Origin of the sequence: Cardiobacterium valvarum (assembly GCF_900460955.1) — a bacterium.
Lineage (GTDB): Bacteria > Pseudomonadota > Gammaproteobacteria > Cardiobacteriales > Cardiobacteriaceae > Cardiobacterium > Cardiobacterium valvarum.
Map to the genome: position 1 here is coordinate 1,022,318 of NZ_UFUW01000001.1, position 16,317 is coordinate 1,038,634.

Annotated in this window: 16 protein-coding genes, 1 tRNA gene, 1 other RNA gene and 1 pseudogene; 6 read left to right on the plus strand and 13 right to left on the minus strand. The window is 57.1% G+C overall.

Translation table 11 applies throughout. The annotated features are described in order from the left end of the window. Positions 1-20 precede the first annotated feature (20 nt). The 6 genes from DY250_RS13940 to rnpB all read right to left on the minus strand — a co-directional run bounded on the left by DY250_RS13940 (position 21) and on the right by rnpB (position 2,697). Positions 21-173: a hypothetical protein gene (locus DY250_RS13940; protein ID WP_172542216.1), complete on the minus strand. Its 153-nt coding sequence runs from the start codon at positions 171-173 to the stop codon at positions 21-23. A 32-nt stretch (positions 174-205) separates the two neighbouring features. Continuing rightward, a complete protein-coding gene (locus tag DY250_RS04945; RefSeq protein ID WP_115611298.1) occupies positions 206-844 on the minus strand; it encodes an endonuclease III domain-containing protein in 639 nt (212 codons plus the stop codon). 33 nt (positions 845-877) lie between these two features. Continuing rightward, positions 878-1,450, minus strand: coding sequence for a rhomboid family intramembrane serine protease (locus DY250_RS04950; protein ID WP_115611300.1), 573 nt, complete (start codon positions 1,448-1,450; stop codon positions 878-880). 74 nt (positions 1,451-1,524) lie between these two features. Continuing rightward, positions 1,525-2,160: a hypothetical protein gene (locus tag DY250_RS04955; RefSeq protein ID WP_115611301.1), complete on the minus strand. Its 636-nt coding sequence runs from the start codon at positions 2,158-2,160 to the stop codon at positions 1,525-1,527. Between the two features lie 113 nt (positions 2,161-2,273). Next, positions 2,274-2,350: transfer RNA gene (locus DY250_RS04960), tRNA-Arg, on the minus strand. A 10-nt stretch (positions 2,351-2,360) separates the two neighbouring features. Continuing rightward, positions 2,361-2,697: RNase P RNA component class A (gene rnpB / locus DY250_RS04965), an RNA gene on the minus strand. Positions 2,698-2,799: 102 nt separating this feature from the next. Between rnpB and DY250_RS04970 the strand changes: the two genes are divergently transcribed. The 3 genes and pseudogenes from DY250_RS04970 to DY250_RS14725 form a co-directional block, all read left to right on the plus strand. Continuing rightward, positions 2,800-3,381: a LemA family protein gene (locus tag DY250_RS04970; RefSeq protein ID WP_115611303.1), complete on the plus strand. Its 582-nt coding sequence runs from the start codon at positions 2,800-2,802 to the stop codon at positions 3,379-3,381. After that, entirely contained in the window at positions 3,381-5,270 is a 1,890-nt protein-coding gene (locus tag DY250_RS04975) for a M48 family metalloprotease (RefSeq protein ID WP_115611304.1), read from the plus strand. The genes DY250_RS04970 and DY250_RS04975 overlap by 1 nt, the downstream gene beginning before the upstream one ends. Positions 5,271-5,408: 138 nt before the next feature. Next, a pseudogene (locus DY250_RS14725) lies at positions 5,409-5,534 on the plus strand (threonine synthase); the annotation flags it as partial. Between the two features lie 145 nt (positions 5,535-5,679). Here DY250_RS14725 and DY250_RS04985 read toward each other — a convergent pair. The 4 genes from DY250_RS04985 to rsmI form a co-directional block, all read right to left on the minus strand. Further along, positions 5,680-6,324: a hypothetical protein gene (locus tag DY250_RS04985; protein WP_115611306.1), complete on the minus strand. Its 645-nt coding sequence runs from the start codon at positions 6,322-6,324 to the stop codon at positions 5,680-5,682. After that, a complete protein-coding gene (locus DY250_RS04990) occupies positions 6,321-7,352 on the minus strand; it encodes a hypothetical protein (RefSeq protein ID WP_115611308.1) in 1,032 nt (343 codons plus the stop codon). Before DY250_RS04990 ends, DY250_RS04985 begins: the two co-directional genes overlap by 4 nt. Positions 7,353-7,478: 126 nt before the next feature. Continuing rightward, positions 7,479-10,046 carry an ATP-dependent chaperone ClpB gene (gene clpB / locus DY250_RS04995; RefSeq protein WP_115611310.1) on the minus strand — a complete coding sequence of 856 codons (2,568 nt, stop codon included), beginning with the start codon at positions 10,044-10,046 and terminating at the stop codon, positions 7,479-7,481. Between the two features lie 317 nt (positions 10,047-10,363). Beyond that, complete coding sequence (gene rsmI, locus DY250_RS05000) at positions 10,364-11,191, minus strand: 16S rRNA (cytidine(1402)-2'-O)-methyltransferase (protein WP_115611312.1); 828 nt, start codon at positions 11,189-11,191, stop codon at positions 10,364-10,366. A 12-nt stretch (positions 11,192-11,203) separates the two neighbouring features. Here rsmI and DY250_RS05005 point away from each other — a divergent pair, with 12 nt between their 5' ends. After that, positions 11,204-11,560 carry a YraN family protein gene (locus tag DY250_RS05005; RefSeq protein WP_115611314.1) on the plus strand — a complete coding sequence of 119 codons (357 nt, stop codon included), beginning with the start codon at positions 11,204-11,206 and terminating at the stop codon, positions 11,558-11,560. A gap of 78 nt (positions 11,561-11,638) precedes the next feature. Next, a complete protein-coding gene (gene hpf, locus DY250_RS05010) occupies positions 11,639-11,929 on the plus strand; it encodes a ribosome hibernation-promoting factor, HPF/YfiA family (protein ID WP_006986675.1) in 291 nt (96 codons plus the stop codon). A gap of 57 nt (positions 11,930-11,986) precedes the next feature. Here the strand turns inward: hpf and DY250_RS05015 are convergent, their stop codons facing one another. The 3 genes from DY250_RS05015 to DY250_RS05025 all read right to left on the minus strand — a co-directional run bounded on the left by DY250_RS05015 (position 11,987) and on the right by DY250_RS05025 (position 14,536). Then, a complete protein-coding gene (locus tag DY250_RS05015; protein WP_115611316.1) occupies positions 11,987-12,496 on the minus strand; it encodes a disulfide bond formation protein B in 510 nt (169 codons plus the stop codon). A gap of 128 nt (positions 12,497-12,624) precedes the next feature. Next, entirely contained in the window at positions 12,625-13,776 is a 1,152-nt protein-coding gene (locus DY250_RS05020) for a WD40 repeat domain-containing protein (RefSeq protein WP_115611318.1), read from the minus strand. A gap of 226 nt (positions 13,777-14,002) precedes the next feature. Further along, a complete protein-coding gene (locus DY250_RS05025) occupies positions 14,003-14,536 on the minus strand; it encodes a copper chaperone PCu(A)C (protein ID WP_115611320.1) in 534 nt (177 codons plus the stop codon). Between the two features lie 278 nt (positions 14,537-14,814). Between DY250_RS05025 and DY250_RS05030 the strand changes: the two genes are divergently transcribed. After that, positions 14,815-16,284, plus strand: coding sequence for a DUF4139 domain-containing protein (locus DY250_RS05030; RefSeq protein ID WP_115611321.1), 1,470 nt, complete (start codon positions 14,815-14,817; stop codon positions 16,282-16,284). The last annotated feature ends 33 nt before the right edge of the window (positions 16,285-16,317 follow it).

Here is a 16,317-nt window from a genome sequence, read left to right on the forward strand (position 1 = left end):
TCTACTGAAAAAACAGCGCATTACAGTCGCATCAAGACATAAAAAACGCGCGCGATAATAGCACAAAGCCTGTGCACGGCGAGGCGGCAGCGCAGCGGGATAATCCGATATGGCATCATCATCTTGCCGCGCCAGCAGCAGTTCAGGAAAAGGATCGTGAGCAGGGTGGTCATTGCGGTGGACCGTACGGTGAAGGGCAGGGTAGTCAGGCGGGACTGGCAGGCGGGCACAGCCAGCTTTCATCCAGCTGCGGGTTCTTGCGGAAGGCTTTGCCGTGTTCGTCAATCACCGCATGCCATTCCTGCGCGGTGTGCAGGCTGACGTCATCCAGCAGCGGCATGCACTCGGCACGCAGGGTGGAGTAATCGCCGGCGGTGCTCAATCCCAGGCGCTGAAAGAGGCGCAGGGCGTAGCGGTCGGCAATGAAGACTTTGCGCTCAAAGATGTAAAGCAGCATGGCGTCCGCCGTTTCCTGTCCCACGCCTTTGAGGGTCAGCAATTCCGTGAGTAGCGCGGCGGTCGGCACCCCGGTAAAAGCGGCAAGATCTCCGCCTTTGTCGATAAACCACTGCACCAGTTCCTTGATGTACACGCTTTTTTGTTTGTAGAACCCGGCGGGACGGATGCGCGCCTGCAAGGCATCCAAAGGTAACGCCACCAGGGCGGCGGGGGTCAGCACGTCTGCCAGTCCCGCCAGCGCTTTCTCGGCATTCTGCTGGGTCGTCTGCTGGATCAGGATCATCGAGACCCAGTCGGCGAGGCGATTTTCCTGACACCACCAGCGCTGTTCACCGTAATGTCGGCGCAGCCGTTCCAGGGTGGTGATGATGCGGGTGCGGTTCATGCGGGGCTCCGAGGTAGCGGGAAAAAGGCAGGTTCATACCGCATAGGCGGTTAGCCACCAGGCCGCCAGGATACCGGCGGCAAAGCCCCAGATATGCGCCGCCCAGGAGATTTGCGGGCGATATTTGAACAGCGAGAGCAGCAGACCGCCATAAAGGAGGAAAGCGGCGGCGGCGTAAAAGAGCGCGTGCTTGTCGCGGCTGAACCAGGCATAGGCGAGAAGGAAGCCGAACAGGGCGAAAACCAGGCCGGAGGCGCCGAGCATGATCGCCCGCCGCCCGAATAGCCAGACGCCCAGCCCGCTGCCGCCAATGGCGATGAAGAGCAGCAGGAAGAACTGGTGCGGCGGCAGCAAATCCCCGCTGAGGAAACCGAGGATGGCGAGCGGGATGGAGTTGGAGAGCAGATGGGCGAGGTCAACGTGCAGGAGTGGGGCGGTAAAGATGGTGGGCAGGCTGAGGAAGCGACGCGGATGGATGCCGAACACGGGGCGCAGGATTTTGCAGGTCAGGAAATCAAGGATAAATCCCGCCCAGATCAGGGCGAGCAGGGCGAGCAGCGGATAGCGGACGGCGTAGTGCCAGAGGGTTGCGGGATCGGGGAGCATCTTCCGGAGAGTAGCAGGTTCGGCAGCATTCTACTGCGCGGCATGGGCGCTTTCGAGGCTTGCAGCGGGCGGGGTCATGTATTGAGGATTTTGCTCATCGGAATCGCGCATTCCATGACGATGAGCGCCGCCTGCGTCGGCGGCAGGGCGTCTTGCGCCAGCATTTTCTGGATGGCGAGGCCGTAGGCGAGGTGCCAGTCTTGCGGCGGGACATGCAGACGGTCCAGCACACCGGCTTTGAGCGGTTGCCACAGTTGCAGGCATTCCAGCGGTGCCATACGGATGCGCAGCCCCAGCGGCAGACGTGGGATACCAAAGAGCGGCGCACCGATAGTTTGCGTCACGTGATAGCGGATGGCTTCGGTGTCCGGCAGGGCGGCGTCTTCATATTTCTGCATGGCGGTAGCGAGCAGCGACCAGACGGAAAGACGGTCTTGCAGGAGCAAGCGGTCAATCGTCTCGCCGTAATAATAATGGCGACCGGCCACGTCGCTGACCGTGATGAGAGCGTCGGACTTGTCGGCGTGGAGGAAGAGCGCTTCTTGCAGGCAGGCCTGCCCGGCGAGGCTACCGAGGGCGGCAAAGGCACTGGCGGCTTGCGCACTTTTCTCTTCGTGCAAAATCGCGTTGAGATTTTCGTAAATTTCGATGGCGGCGATCTTCGCGGCAATATGCGCCGCCTTGCCGGCGGAAGGAGAGGGGGCGTTCATGGGGGATTCCGGTGCGGGTAGGTATTGGTGCATGAATTATATGCAAGAACCGTACCGTTTCGCGGCACCGCGCGGCATTTTTTCGCCGAGAATCAAGTAGAAGAAAAGAAAGATGGCGTCCCCGAGAGGAATTGAACCTCCAGCCTTTCCCTTAGGAGGGGAACGCTCTATCCGGTTGAGCTACGGGGACATATTGAAAGAAAAAGAGTTCGCCGATAAGCCGGGTTCTGTCGTGGGCAATCATTCCTCTGCGATACCCGTTACCGGATACCTGTAGCAACCTACCCGGAATCACGGCGGGCCGCCGCATGGATTCCCTATTTGGTCTTGCTCCGGGTGGGGTTTACCCTGCCAAGCCCGTTACCGGCCTTGCGGTGCGCTCTTACCGCACCATTTCACCCTTACCTGCAACGCAGGCGGTATCTTTTCTGTGGCACTTTCCGTCGGCTCACGCCGCCCGGGTGTTACCCGGCACCCTGCCCTGTGGAGCCCGGACTTTCCTCTGCACCGGAGCACAGCGATTGCCTGGCGAACTCAGGGCGCGGATTGTAGGCAGAGCCCGCCTGCCTTGCAAGCAGAAACCGCGAAAATTACAATGTCAAACGTCCCTTAACCCCACCAAAAACAAGGAGAAAACCCATGACCGGCTGGATTATCCTCGCCCTCGTCATCATCGCCATTGCCACCTCCGTCGGCATCTACAACAGCCTCGTCAACAAGCGCAACGAATACAAAAATGCTTTTGCACAAATTGACGTGCAGCTTACCCGCCGCTACGACCTTATCCCCAATCTCGTTGAAGTCGCGCGCAAATACCTGCAACACGAACAAGAAACCCTGACCAGCGTCATCGCCGCGCGCAACCACGCCGCGAACGCCCTGAAAAACACCAGCGGCGGCACAGCGGGCATCGGCGAACTCGCCGCTGCCGAACAAGCCCTTGGCGCGCGCCTCGGCGGCCTTTACGCCACCTTTGAAAACTACCCCGACCTCAAAGCGGACAACCAGCTTGCCGCCTTGCGCGAAGAAATCGCCTCTACCGAGAACCGCATTGCCTTCGCGCGCCAGTACTACAACGACAGCGTCACCGACTACAACAACGCCGTGCAGCAATTCCCCGCCAACATCATCGCTGGCATCTTTGCCTTCCGCGCAAACAGCCTGCTGGAAATTGACGATATCGACACCAAACGCGCCCCGGTACAAGTGAAATTCAACTGATGGCGACCCTCTTCCGCGAAGAACACCAGCAGGCGGACGTCGCCAGCCGCCGCTTGCACATCGCCTTCTGGCTGGGGGCGCTCGCCAGCTACCTCACTTACAGCCTCGCCTGCGCGCTCGCCCTCTTCGGCGTAAGCCCCATCATCGCTGCCGTTACGCAGGACGGCCCGCACACCTTCAGCAGCCTCTATCTCCACATCAGCCTCATCGCCGGCCTCATCCCCACCGCCGCGCTGCTCATCGCTTACACCGATATGCAGCGCAAAATGCGCGCAACGAGCGCCGACGAGCAGGCGCGCGCCCTCGGTGCTGAGCCCGCCTGCCCGGAAAAACACCGCGCCGACCGCCTCTACACCAACCTTGTCGCCGAAATGAGCGCCGCATCCGGCAACGCCGTACCCGCCACCTACATCCAGCGCAACGACGACAGCATCAACGCCTTCATCGTCGGCGGTGCAGACGGCAGCCTCGCCCTCACCGTCAGCCAGGGCGCGATAGACAGCCTCACCCGCGACGAACTGCAAGCCATCATCGGCCACGAATACGGCCACATCGAAAACGGCGACCTCGCCATTTACGCCCGCCTCACCGCGATGGTGCATGGCTACTACATCATCAGCGACTGGCCGAACCGCCAGGAGCGCATCCACACCGCCCCCGAAGCCCAGCTCTTCGATTTGCGCGGCCTCATGAGCCGCGACGACGGCCCCAGCTACAACCTCGGTGCCGCCGCCTTCACCATCCTCGGCTCCATCCTCTACCTCTATGGCCGCCTGCTGCAAGCCGCCTTCTCGCGCCGCCGCGAAGAAATGGCGGACGCCCGTGCCGTGCAATACACCCGCAACCCTGACGCCCTCGTCAGCGCCCTGAAAAAAGCCTGGGCTTTGCAAGAAAACGGCATCAACCCGCGCCGCCCGCCGCGCGACCGTGCCCACATCTACTTCATCCACTACCAAAGCGGGCTGAACCGCCTGCTACGCACCCACCCGCCGCTGGCCGAGCGCATCCGCACCTGGGGCGGCGGCGACATCAGCGCCGAAGAACTCGATGCCATCCTCTTCGATATCCAGGAACACCGCCGCAGCCAATACGAAACCGACCCGGCCAAACGCAGCCAGGACGCCCTCGCACTCAACCCCACCTACCCCATCCTCAGCCTTGACCGCAGCCTCGCTGCCGTCCACTATCCTGCACCTGTAGATCCCGCTGCCGCCCTGCTCGCCCTCTACATCTACCACAGCGGCGCCTACTACTACACCCTCGAAGACGAAGGCACCATCCCGCGCGCCACTCTCGACGCCAGCCGCAACGCCTATACCACCATCGAACACAGCGAACCCGTCGCACAAATCGCCCTGCTTGCCCACCTCACACAAGCAACCGCCGCCCTCGGCGAAGAACAAAAAAACACCCTCGAACAACACATCCGCCAGCTCATCAAGCACGACCGCCAACTCAGCCGCTACGAACTCGCCGCCTACATCGTCTGGCGCGCGAGCCGCATCCCCGGTGGCAACGCCGCTGACTACCGCGCCCACCGCGACGCCATCACCTGCCTCTACGCCTACCTGGCGAGCGACGACCCGGACGACGACAACCCCGCTGCAACCTACCAAAAACTGCTGGTGAACGGCCTGCCGCTTACCGATGCCCCCGCCTACGACCCCATTGACACCGCAGCGCACCAAAACGGCCTGCTCCTTTGTCGCCATCTTGAAACCCTGTGCCAACTCGCTCCAAGCTACCGCCAAACCCTGCTCGATAGCATCAACACCTACTACCGCCACAAACAGCAACTCACCCTCAAACAGGCCTACCTGCGCTTAGCCCTGCAACAGGCCCTTGCTCCCGACCGCCCCACCCGACACACGCACAAGACACGCGCCTGAACTATTTGCCGGTAGCGGCAACGCATGGCGTCATCTTCTTTATTTCCGCCCTTGGGAGAAAATCGCATGAAATACATCTGCTCGCACTGTCACCATGAAGAAAGCATCATGGCGCTCAACGGTGATGTCTGACACGCAGTTCCCATGGGCGAGGGCATGACGCCCGTCATCCGCTTCGATGACGATGTCCTGCTGAAAATGGACTACCTCATGCCGACCCTGTCCTTCAAAGACCGGGGTGCGGCTGTCCTCGTCGCCCACTGCAGCGGAAGTCGTCGGTGACTACTGCAATGACTGCAGTTTTCATTGCTTCGTAGTTGTTGTAGTCCATGTCCTGAAAGAGGTGCGAGCTGAGGTTCGAGATCATAATGATGACGATGCTGGAAAAATCATGTACACATTATAATTTTTAACCTTCTTCAAACTCTTTCATGATTTTCTCCCGGATATCATCATCGGTATTTTCATAAATCCATGTCCAATATTTCTTACCCAGTTCACTTATATCAGCATGTTTGGGCAATTCCATAAACAGAATAGAGAGTAAAAACAACTGTTCTGACGTGTATTTCTCTATCAATGAAGGGAAGAAATCTTTAACTGGATCAATATATCCATCATATGTTTCATAAGGTTCTTTGGGATCCCAGTGATTCAAAATAGAATAAGAGGCTCGCGGTGGGGAAGATTTATCATTAAAGCCTGCTACCGCACACATATAAAGCAATCCGGTTAAAAAAAAGCGGACATTATTCTCATTTTCTTCGCTGCAGATTTTTGGATAATTATTTATTTCTCTGTGATATTCAGCTGGTATCGTTAAGGAGTAAAAAAACATACCTATCATATGGTCTATCCAAAAAGCATCAGAATCATTCCAGACGTCAAGCCAGGTCCTGCCATTAAACATATACATGATATCTACATCATGAGCAGCACCGCACATGGCAACTTCATCTTCTGTCAGGCTATATAATTTTTCATTACTTGGGAAATATTTTTTTACAACTTTTTCTATGGACAATATTTGATCGAATGGGGCTATATTTTTCATCGCTGATTCCATCTATTTTGTAATATTTTGAAGCAGTTAGTATAGGCTTGCCAATAGTTACCTGCTTCTTTTCTATGATTTTCGTCCCCACCGGCAAAGCATTTATTGTTAATTGTGGTGCGCGCAAGGGCGCATTGTTCTAAAATACCAGTACGACGACCTATTTCTTCTTCTGACAAAGTAGTTGTGCAACTAATTGTTCCTGACTCGGAACAATTTTTTTTCTTTTTTGCTTCCAGTTCGTTAAACTCTTTCGGTGTGCAGTTTCCTCCGTACTTTTTCCCAGAACGATGCGCCTGGCTCAATGCAATCGCTGTCGGACTGATGTTTTGCTGCCCGTTGGTTTTAGCCATCGGTCTTTTGTTGCGCTCCCATTGAGTGGCAAGCCATTGCGGCGTTATCTGCTCATCCGCTACTTTTCCAATGGCGGCAATGGCTTCCGGTTGTCCCGCTTGCGCATTTTTAAAGATTTGAGCTGCTATTTGGTTGAACGTGAGCGATTTTTCTTCTCTGTGCATCCAGATATGCCCATAGCCATTGTTACATTTCACATACGCATGTCCTGTATCGGTATAGTCCATAACTATAGGGCCGCCACCACCGCCCCATCCATGCGGTTTTGCACATTCATAGCGTCCAACTGTCGCAATATCGCCTACTATTTTTCTATCATGATCCGTCCATAATCCCGTATCTCTTGTAAACCTTACCCGGTTATTTTCCGGATCCATCACATAATCCACCATATCGAATAATCCTTTTATGGCCAAGAGTACCGCACCAAGAAAACTTGCTCGCCCAATAAACTTGGTAATATTTCCGACATTAGGTGTGATTTTGGCAGTGCTTATGTAAGATCCATTGGGCATATGTTTGATGGCTGTATAACTGCTTGTTGCACCTGCTCTTGATATTTCTTGAAGCTCCCAACCGTTGATAGCTGCAGCCGTTTGTGCAGATAGGTGAAGCGGGTTGATTAAAAATGCCAGTGATAGCAGTATTAAAATGGCTTTGCGATAAGTGTTCATCCTGATTACCTGTAAGTGAAGATTTCTTTTTCATCATACTACTAAATGTTTTAAAAGCGTTACTTTTGCCTCTGCCGCTATACAAAACCCGCCTTGCGGCGGGTTTTTCTGTGCGTGAAAGCAGCATCAGGCGTGGAAGATGAAGCCTTCGCCGTCTTTGTAGTCCACATGGACGGCGCTGCCCGGAAGGAAGTCGCCGGCGAGGATGCGCTGTGCCAGCGGGTTTTCCAGATGGGTCTGGATGGCGCGTTTCAGCGGGCGCGCACCGAAGGTCGGGTCGTAGCCGACTTCCACCAGTCGGTCGAGCGCGGCCGGGCTGATATCCAGTTTGAGGTCGCGTTCGGCGAGGCGTTTTTCCAGCCGTCCCAGCTGGATTTTGGCAATGCCCGCCATGTGTTCTTTGCCGAGTGAATGGAAGACGACGGTTTCGTCGATACGGTTGATGAATTCCGGGCGGAAATGCGCCGCGACGACTTCCATCACTTTGATTTTCATGGTTTCGTAGTTGTCCTGCGGTGCTTCCTGGATGAGGTGCGAGCCGAGGTTCGAAGTCATGATGATGACGGTGTTGCGGAAATCCACGGTGCGACCCTGGCCATCGGTCAAGCGGCCATCATCCAGCACTTGCAGCAGCACGTTGAACACATCCGGATGCGCTTTTTCGATTTCGTCGAAGAGGACGACGCTGTACGGGCGGCGGCGCACGGCTTCGGTCAGGTAGCCGCCCTGGTCATAGCCAACGTAGCCGGGCGGCGCGCCGATGAGGCGGGCAACGCTGTGTTTTTCCATGTATTCGCTCATGTCGAGGCGGACGACGGCTTCGTCGCTGTCAAAGAGGAAGGCGGCAAGGGTGCGGCACAGTTCGGTTTTGCCGACGCCGGTCGGGCCGAGGAAGAGGAAGGAACCGATGGGGCGGTTCGGGTCGGACAGTCCGGCGCGGTTGCGGCGGATGGCGTTTGCCACCGCTTCGACGGCAGTTTGCTGGCCGACGACGCGGGCACTGAGCGCGCTTTCCAGTGCCAGCAGTTTTTCTTTTTCGCTTTCGAGCATTTTCGCGACGGGGATGCCCGTCCAGCGCGAGACGATTTGTGCGATTTCTTCTTCGGTGACTTTGCTGCGCATGAGCTGGTGCGGGGTGCTGTCGGCAGCGTTCGCGGCAGTCAGTTGCTTTTCCAGCGCCGGGATTTTGCCGTACTGGATTTCGCTCATGGTGGCGAGATCGCCGCGCCGTTTCGCGGCTTCGAGTTCGATGCGCAGGCGGTCGATTCCTTCTTTGATGCCCGCGCTGCCCTGGTTGCTTGCTTTTTCCGCCTGCCAGATTTCGTTCAGGTCGGCGTATTCTTTTTCCAGTTTCTGGATGTCGTCTTCGAGGTCGGCGAGGCGTTTTTTCGAGGCGTCGTCATGTTCTTTTTCAAGCGCCAGGCGTTCCATTTTCAGCTGGATGAGGCGGCGGTCGATGCGGTCCATCGCCTCCGGCTTGCTGTCGAGTTCCATGCGGATTTGCGCGGCGGCTTCGTCGATGAGGTCGATGGCTTTGTCCGGCAGCTGGCGGTTGGTGATGTAGCGGTTCGAGAGGACGGCGGCGGCGACGAGTGCTGGGTCGGTGATGTCGATGCCGTGGTGGACTTCGTAGCGTTCTTGCAGGCCGCGCAGGATGGCGATGGTGTCTTCCACGCTCGGCTCTTCGACCATGACTTTCTGGAAGCGGCGTTCGAGGGCGGCGTCTTTTTCCATGTACTGGCGGTATTCGTCCAGTGTGGTCGCGCCGATGCAGTGCAGTTCGCCGCGCGCCAGCGCCGGTTTGAGCATGTTGCCGGCATCCATTGAGCCTTCGGTTTTGCCCGCGCCGACCATGGTGTGGATTTCGTCAATGAAGAGGATGATTTGCCCGTTCGCTTTTTCGATGTCGCTGAGGACGGCTTTCAGGCGTTCTTCAAAGTCGCCCCGGTATTTGCTGCCGGCCATCAAGGCGGCGAGATCCAGCGAGAGCAGGCGTTTGCCTTTCAGGCTTTCCGGCACTTCGCCGTTGACGATGCGTTGCGCGAGGCCTTCGACGATGGCGGTTTTGCCCACGCCCGGTTCGCCGATGAGGACAGGGTTGTTTTTGTTGCGGCGTTGCAGGATTTGCATGGCGCGGCGGATTTCTTCGTCGCGGCCGATGACGGGGTCGATTTTGCCCTGCTCGGCGCGGGCGGTCACGTCAATGGTGTATTTTTTCAGCGCCTCGCGTTTGTCTTCGGCAGCTTCGTCGGTGACGGGTTCGCCGCCGCGCAGTTCGTTGATGACGTGTTGCAGTTTGGCTTTTTGCAGGCCCGCCTGTTTCAGCGCCTTGCCGAGCGCGCCGCTGTCTTCGCAGGCAGCGAGCAGGTAGAGCTCGGAGGAGAGGTATTGATCGCCGTTTTGCTGCGCGTATTTGTCGCAGAGGTTGAGCAGGCGGCTGGTTTCCGGCGAGACGTTGATTTGTCCGGTGGCGTTGCTGACGCGCGGCAGGTCATCCACGATTTTTTCGACTTGCTGGCGCAGGGCGTTTGCATCCACGCCCGCCTGACGCAGGATGGAAGCGGCAGCGCCACCTTCTTGCCGCAGCAGGGCGAGATAGACGTGCGCGGGTTCGATGTAGTTGTTGTCCTTGCCGACAGCAATGGACTGCGCGGTTTGCAGGGCTTCCTGGAAGCGGCTGGTAAAGGGTTGCATGGTTTTTCCTGTGGTTGGTTAACGATGAGTTCTATTTATGGGACGAGTGGGATTTTTCAAGTTTTTCCAATTAACTTTTTGCAAGCGGCATCAATATGGGGGCCCGCCAAGCGGCGTAAACACTGGACCCGCCAAGCGGCGTGGTTACTGGCTTTTGTAGAGACGTTGCCTGCAACGTCTCAAAAATGAAAACCGCGTAGTTTCCCCGCTTGCCCGAAACGCAAAAGCAGGCTGCGCTTGCTCGATGGGCTGAAGCCCATCCTACGCCCGTCAAGCGGCATAAATACTGGGCCCGCCAAGCGGCGTAGATACCGGCCTTACCCGATGCGGTCAAGCAGGTACTGGTAAACGGCTTTTTTGTTTGCACCGGTGTGTTTGGCGACCAGGGCAGCGGTGGTTTTGGCGGCAAGGCCCGCATCGCGCAGGTCGTCGGCCAGCGGCTGCCAGTCGGCGGTAGTTTGTGCTACTGCCGCTCCGAGGAGCAGCACAAATTCGCCGCGCCGTCGGTTGTCATCCCCAGCCAGCCAGGCGGGGGCGGTGGCAACGCTGAGATGCGCGATTTGTTCGAACTGTTTGCTCAGTTCGCGGGCGATGACGAGCGGGCGCGCGCCGTCGAAGGTTCCGGCCATCGTGGCGAGGGTTTCGCTGATGCGGTGCGGCGCTTCAAAGAAGATGGTGGTGTGCATGGCGGTGCGGTAGTCGTCAAGAAAACGCTGCCGCTCGCCCGCTTTGGCGGGGATGAAGCCGGCGAAGGTGAAGCGGTCAGCAGGCAGGCCGCTTGCGGAAAGCGCAGTAATGACGCTGCTCGCCCCCGGCAGCGGGCTGATGCGGATGCCCGCTTCGTGCGCGAGACGGGTGAGCAGGGCGCCGGGATCGGAGACAAGCGGCGTGCCGGCGTCGCTGACGAGAGCGACGTTTTCGCCCGCTTGCAGGCGGCGGATAAGGGCTTCCGCCGCACCGCGTTCGTTGTGCTGGTGCAGCGCGGTGAGCGGGCGGTCAATAGCGTAGGCATCAAGCAGGCGGCGACTGTGGCGGGTATCCTCGCAGGCTATAATGTCTGCCGCTTGCAGGGTCGCCAGCGCGCGCCTGCTGATGTCGTCCAGATTGCCTATCGGCGTGGCGACGATGTACAACGTTCCACTCATCGGGTTTCCTTCATGTTTTTTGCCAGACTTGCTCCCCATCTGCGTCGCGGCCGGGCGGGCGAAAGACGCGCCGCCGCCTATCTGAAAGCGCAGGGGCTCGTCATTGTAACGAACAACTTTCGCTCCCGTTATGGCGAGATTGACTTCATCGCCCGCGATGGCGCGGAGCTGGTTTTCGTCGAGGTGCGTAGTCGCGAGGCAGGGGCGCAGGTCAGTGCCGCAGCCAGTATCAACGCCGCCAAGCGGGAGAAAATCCGCAAAACGGCGCAGGTGTATTTGCAGCAACACTACCGGACGCTGCCGGCATGCCGCTTTGATGCGGTGTGTATTGACGGTGCGGACATCACCTGGCTGCGGGCGGCGTTTTAAGCGTGAAATTACTTGCGGATTTTTGTTGCTTTTGATACGTTAATCACAAATTTCAACCCAAAGCAACAGAAGGAGTGGATGATGAACTACAACATCACCGGCAAACATCTGGATATCAGTGAGGCGGTCCACAGTTATGTCGAGGACAAACTCGGCGGGCTGGATACGCAGAATGTCACCAGTGCTCAGGTGACACTGCGTGCGGAGAATCACCTGAAAATTGCCGAAGCGACAATCCACCTTGCTTCCGGCAAGACAATCCACGGCGATGCTGCGCATGAGGATATGTATGCCGCGATTGACTTGCTCAGTGATGTCCTCGATAAGCAAATCCGCAAGCACAAGGAAAAACTGCACGAACACCGCTGATGCGCAAACATGAAAAACCCCCGCTGCGGCGGGGGTTTTCTTTTGCTTGATAAAGGCTCAGGGGGTATTAGCTTTGTGGCGTTCGCAGATGACGCACACCAGCAGTAGGCCGATAAACAGCATCATTGACCATACCGGAATACGCAGGCCGAGGAACAGGTCGCGGGTGGCGCAGTCGCCATCACCCTGCATGGCGGTGAGCAGGCCGCCCCAGAAACCGTTTTTATCCAGCGTAGCGTAGAAATCGAAACCGCAGGCGGGGACTTGGTCGGCGGGCAGGCTTTGGATGTAGAGGTGGCGGGCAGCAAGGCCGATACCGAAGAAGATGGAAAGGTATTTGCCGAGACGCATGAGGAAGCGCGTCGCGGGCCGGCTCGGCCAGCAGATGGCGTCGAGCAGGAAGAAGAAGCCGACAAGGCCGAAGGCGAGGCGCTGCATCATGCACAGGTTACACGGCGTCAGCCACAGCGTTCTCTCCAGGTAATAGTAGGCGAAGGCGATGGAAGCCCAGGAAGCAAGGCCGCAGATGGCGAGAGCGGCACGGCGATGAGTGTCGGTAAGGGTCATGAATCCTCGTGGTGTAGTTGGAAACGGCGCGAATGATAGCAGATTGTCGCCATCGCCCCCGTGCCGGGCCTAAATACTGGCCCCGCCAAGCGGTGGGGTTGCCAGTTTCGTAATTTTGCGCGCCTTTTTCAGTGGCACAGGGTGTTGCCCGCGCCCATGATGAGGTTTTCGGGGCGGTGGATGCCGGTGAGCGGCACGTTGTGCAGGCTGCCGTCGTGCAGGTTATAGACGCTGATGTCGTGGCTGTTCTCGTGGGCAAGCAGCGCAGTTTTGCTGTCGGCGGTGATGAACAGGGCACGGCTGCGACCAGGCAGTGTTTTGTCATCAATCAGATGTGGCGGCGCGGCGGCATCACTCAGGTCGTAGTTGTGCAGTTGGCTGCCGGCAACGATCAGGCGGGTATCGAGCCAGCCGGTGGCATAGTGGTCAGTCGGGTTCGGCGCGGTAAAGGACTGGAGGGTATCGGGGGCAGTCTGGTTGATGAGGTGACCACCGCCTTTTTGGTCGATATAGACGTAGGTCTGGCCGCTGTTGTCAATGTAGGGTTGCACCAGCGGGGCGGTGAGCGGGGTTTGTCGCGCGATTTCGCCTTTATCAATAGCCCAGTCCACGGCGATAGGTTGACCGTTACCGTTTTCGGCGCCGAAGAGCAGGTGCTGGTCATCCGGGCTGATGGCGGCAGCACTGAGGTTGCGCCAGTCAGCGGGCAATGGATAGCGGATCTGGTTTTGGTCGCCGGGATTGTAGCGGTAGAGGGCGGGGGTATCGTCGAATATCCAGAGTTGCTGCGAGAGCGGGCTGTACAGCCAGGCCTGGATATGGCCGTAGCCTTCGAGCAGACGTTGTTCGCCGCTACGGCTATCAAGCAGGGTCAGGCGGTCGTCGCCTGAGGCGATGAGCCAGGCGCTGTCGGCATCGTATTGCAGACGGGTGACGGGGTGACTGATGTGCCGTGTGCTTTCGCTGTGATCGGCAAGATTGCGGATGGTGATAGTGTCACTGCCGTCGCTATAGGCGAGCAGGCCGTAGGTTTTGTGGATAGCGAGGCGGCGTGCCGGGGCTTTGAGGTCAAGCAGGCTGGTTTGTTGCAGGCTGTCCATATCAATGACGGCCAGTTTCGGCGCCGTTTCGTCGCTGACGAAAGCGTAACGCGCAGGTGCGTTCATGTCGAAGAGTTCTTGCATCACCGCTTCGGGGGTGAGGCCTTTGCTGTATTGGTAGGCGATGTAGAGCGCAACAGTGCAGACGAGGATAGCAAGGATGAGCAGGGGCTTTTTCATGGCAATAGAGGATTGGTGGGGATGGTATGGCAGTGGCGTATCGTCGTTCCTAATAGAACTGGCATGGTGTTGGCTCACCTCGCGATATTGCTTTTGGTTCGCCGCCTTGTCCCATTTCCATTTGAAACGGCTACCGCCCGCACGGCCCAATTATTGCAGAAACTGGGCAAAATTTTAGCCCTCTGCCGCTGGACGGTAGAGGGCTTGTAGTCAACGAGACAGAGAATCAGCCTTTGGCTTTGCCGTCTTCTTTGCCGTGGCCATGATCGTCGGCTTTTTTGTCATCCGCTTTCATGTCGTGTTCACCCGCTTTCTCGCCATCCCGCTTGAAGTGCTTGATGGTTTCTTCAACGGTGAGAACTTTGGCATCACATTTGAGGGTTTCTTTGTTGTCAAATTTCAGCTCGACCGGATAAGTTTCGCCAGCTTTCGGGAAGTGTTTTACTTCCATGAACATGATGTGGTAACCGCCTTTCTTGAACTGGTGCTCACCCGGGGTAACATCGTAGCTCTGAATCTGGCCCATCTCCATTTTTCCGTCTTTATGGATCATTTCGTGCAGTTCAACTTTGTCGGTGATTTTTTCCACGGACGCACCGACAAGTTTGACGGTATCCTTGCCGTCGTTCTCCAGGGTGAAGAAGCCGCCGGTCATTTCTTTGCCCGGAACGACTTCCTGAATGAGGCAGTCTTTGACGTTAATATCAGCCGCCATTGCACTGCCGCTAATGAGTGCGCCGAGGAAGAGGATTTTTTTCATGGGAGCTCCTGAATAGTTTGCGGGAATACTTTGTGTAGAATCACAGGGTTTTTACACTACTGCACAAAGTATGCACAACTATATCACGGCTTTGCACAGCGTGTGGGTTGATGCGGGTCAAGTGATTGCTAAATATTAAAACTTGACGATGTGCAATCTCTTGCCCGGCAAACAGGCTACGGCATAGGGCCGTAATGACAGCTTGCTCATCACGTTGGCAGCGAATTATCGCTAGATTACATACCATTTCTCACCCCACATAACCCACAGGAGACATCATGACTAAGACTGTCCTTGCCACTGCCCTAGTCCTCGCAGCTGCGCACACCGCCTTTGCTGCTGACCCCACCGAAACGGCTAGCCAGGGTGCAGACCGTGAAAGCGTCGCTGTCACCATCTATAACGATGACCTCGCTCTCATCCGCGAAACGCGCAAAGTGCCGCTGAATGCCGGCATCAACCGCATTGCTCTGCGCGACGTTTCCGCGCGCATCATGCCGCAGACCGCCAGCCTGGTTGCTCGTGGTGACGCCGTGCTGCAACTGCTGGAGCAAAACTTCGATTACGACCTGTTAAGCGGTGAAGCGCTGCTCATGAAAAATGTCGGCAAACGCGTCACCACCATTCGTACCAACCCTGCGACCGGCGAAGAAACGCGTGAAGAAGCGACCGTTCTTGCCGATAACAACGGCGTCGTCCTGCAATATGCCGACCGGATCGAAACCGGTCTGCCGGCAAACGTCCGTCTCGCCTTCCACGACGTGCCCGCTAACCTGCGTGACCGCCCGACCCTCACCGTTGACCTCACCAGCGACAAAGCGGGCGAGCAGAGCGTGGACCTTGCCTACCTCAGTCAGGGTCTTGGCTGGAAAGCCGATTACGTCGTCAGCCTCGCGGATGATGAAAAAACCCTCAATCTCGCCGGCTGGGTAACGCTGAATAACCAGAGCGGCACCGCTTATGAAAATGCCACCCTGCAACTCGTGGCCGGCGATGTGGCGCGAGCCCAGGAAGAAGAATTCGGCCTTAATTACCATGCGCGCATGGCGCCGATGGCGGTTGAGAAAGCGGCTGTGCCGGTGCGCGAAGAAAACCTCTTCGAATACCACCTCTATACCCTTGATCACCCAACCACCCTGAAAAACAACCAGAACAAACAGGTGGCGCTGCTTTCTGCCGCACAGGTGCCGGTGCAAAAAGAATACCGCTTGCAAGGCAGCAGTGGCTGGTATTACTACGGTGCGGACACCAGAGTGCTGGAAATGGGTGACAAACGTAAAGTGGATGTGTTCATGACGTTCAAGAACGATGAAGCGAGCCAACTTGGTATGCCGCTGCCGAAAGGCGTCATCCGCGTCTATAAAAACGACAGCGACAAACGCACCCAGTTCATTGGCGAAGACCGCATTGACCACACCGCGAAAAATGACGAAGTGCGCCTGAAACTCGGCAGCGCCTTCGACGTGAACGGTGTATGGAAAATGGTGGACGCAAAACGCGTGGACAAAGGCAAACTGGGCAAACTGCTCGAAAATGACGAATTTGAAGCGACCTACCGCATCGAACTGAATAACGCTAAAAAAGAAGCGGTAACCGTAAAAGTCGTCGAGCCTATTCCGGGCGATTGGAAGATCATTGAGGAAAGCCTGCCGCATGAAAAAACCAGCGCTAATAGCGCAATGTGGCAAGTAAACATCCCCGCCGATAGTAAAACCGAGTTGCAATACAAGGTACGTATCAAGCTCTGATATGTGTGCGCCATAAAACGCCCCGTTAAGGGG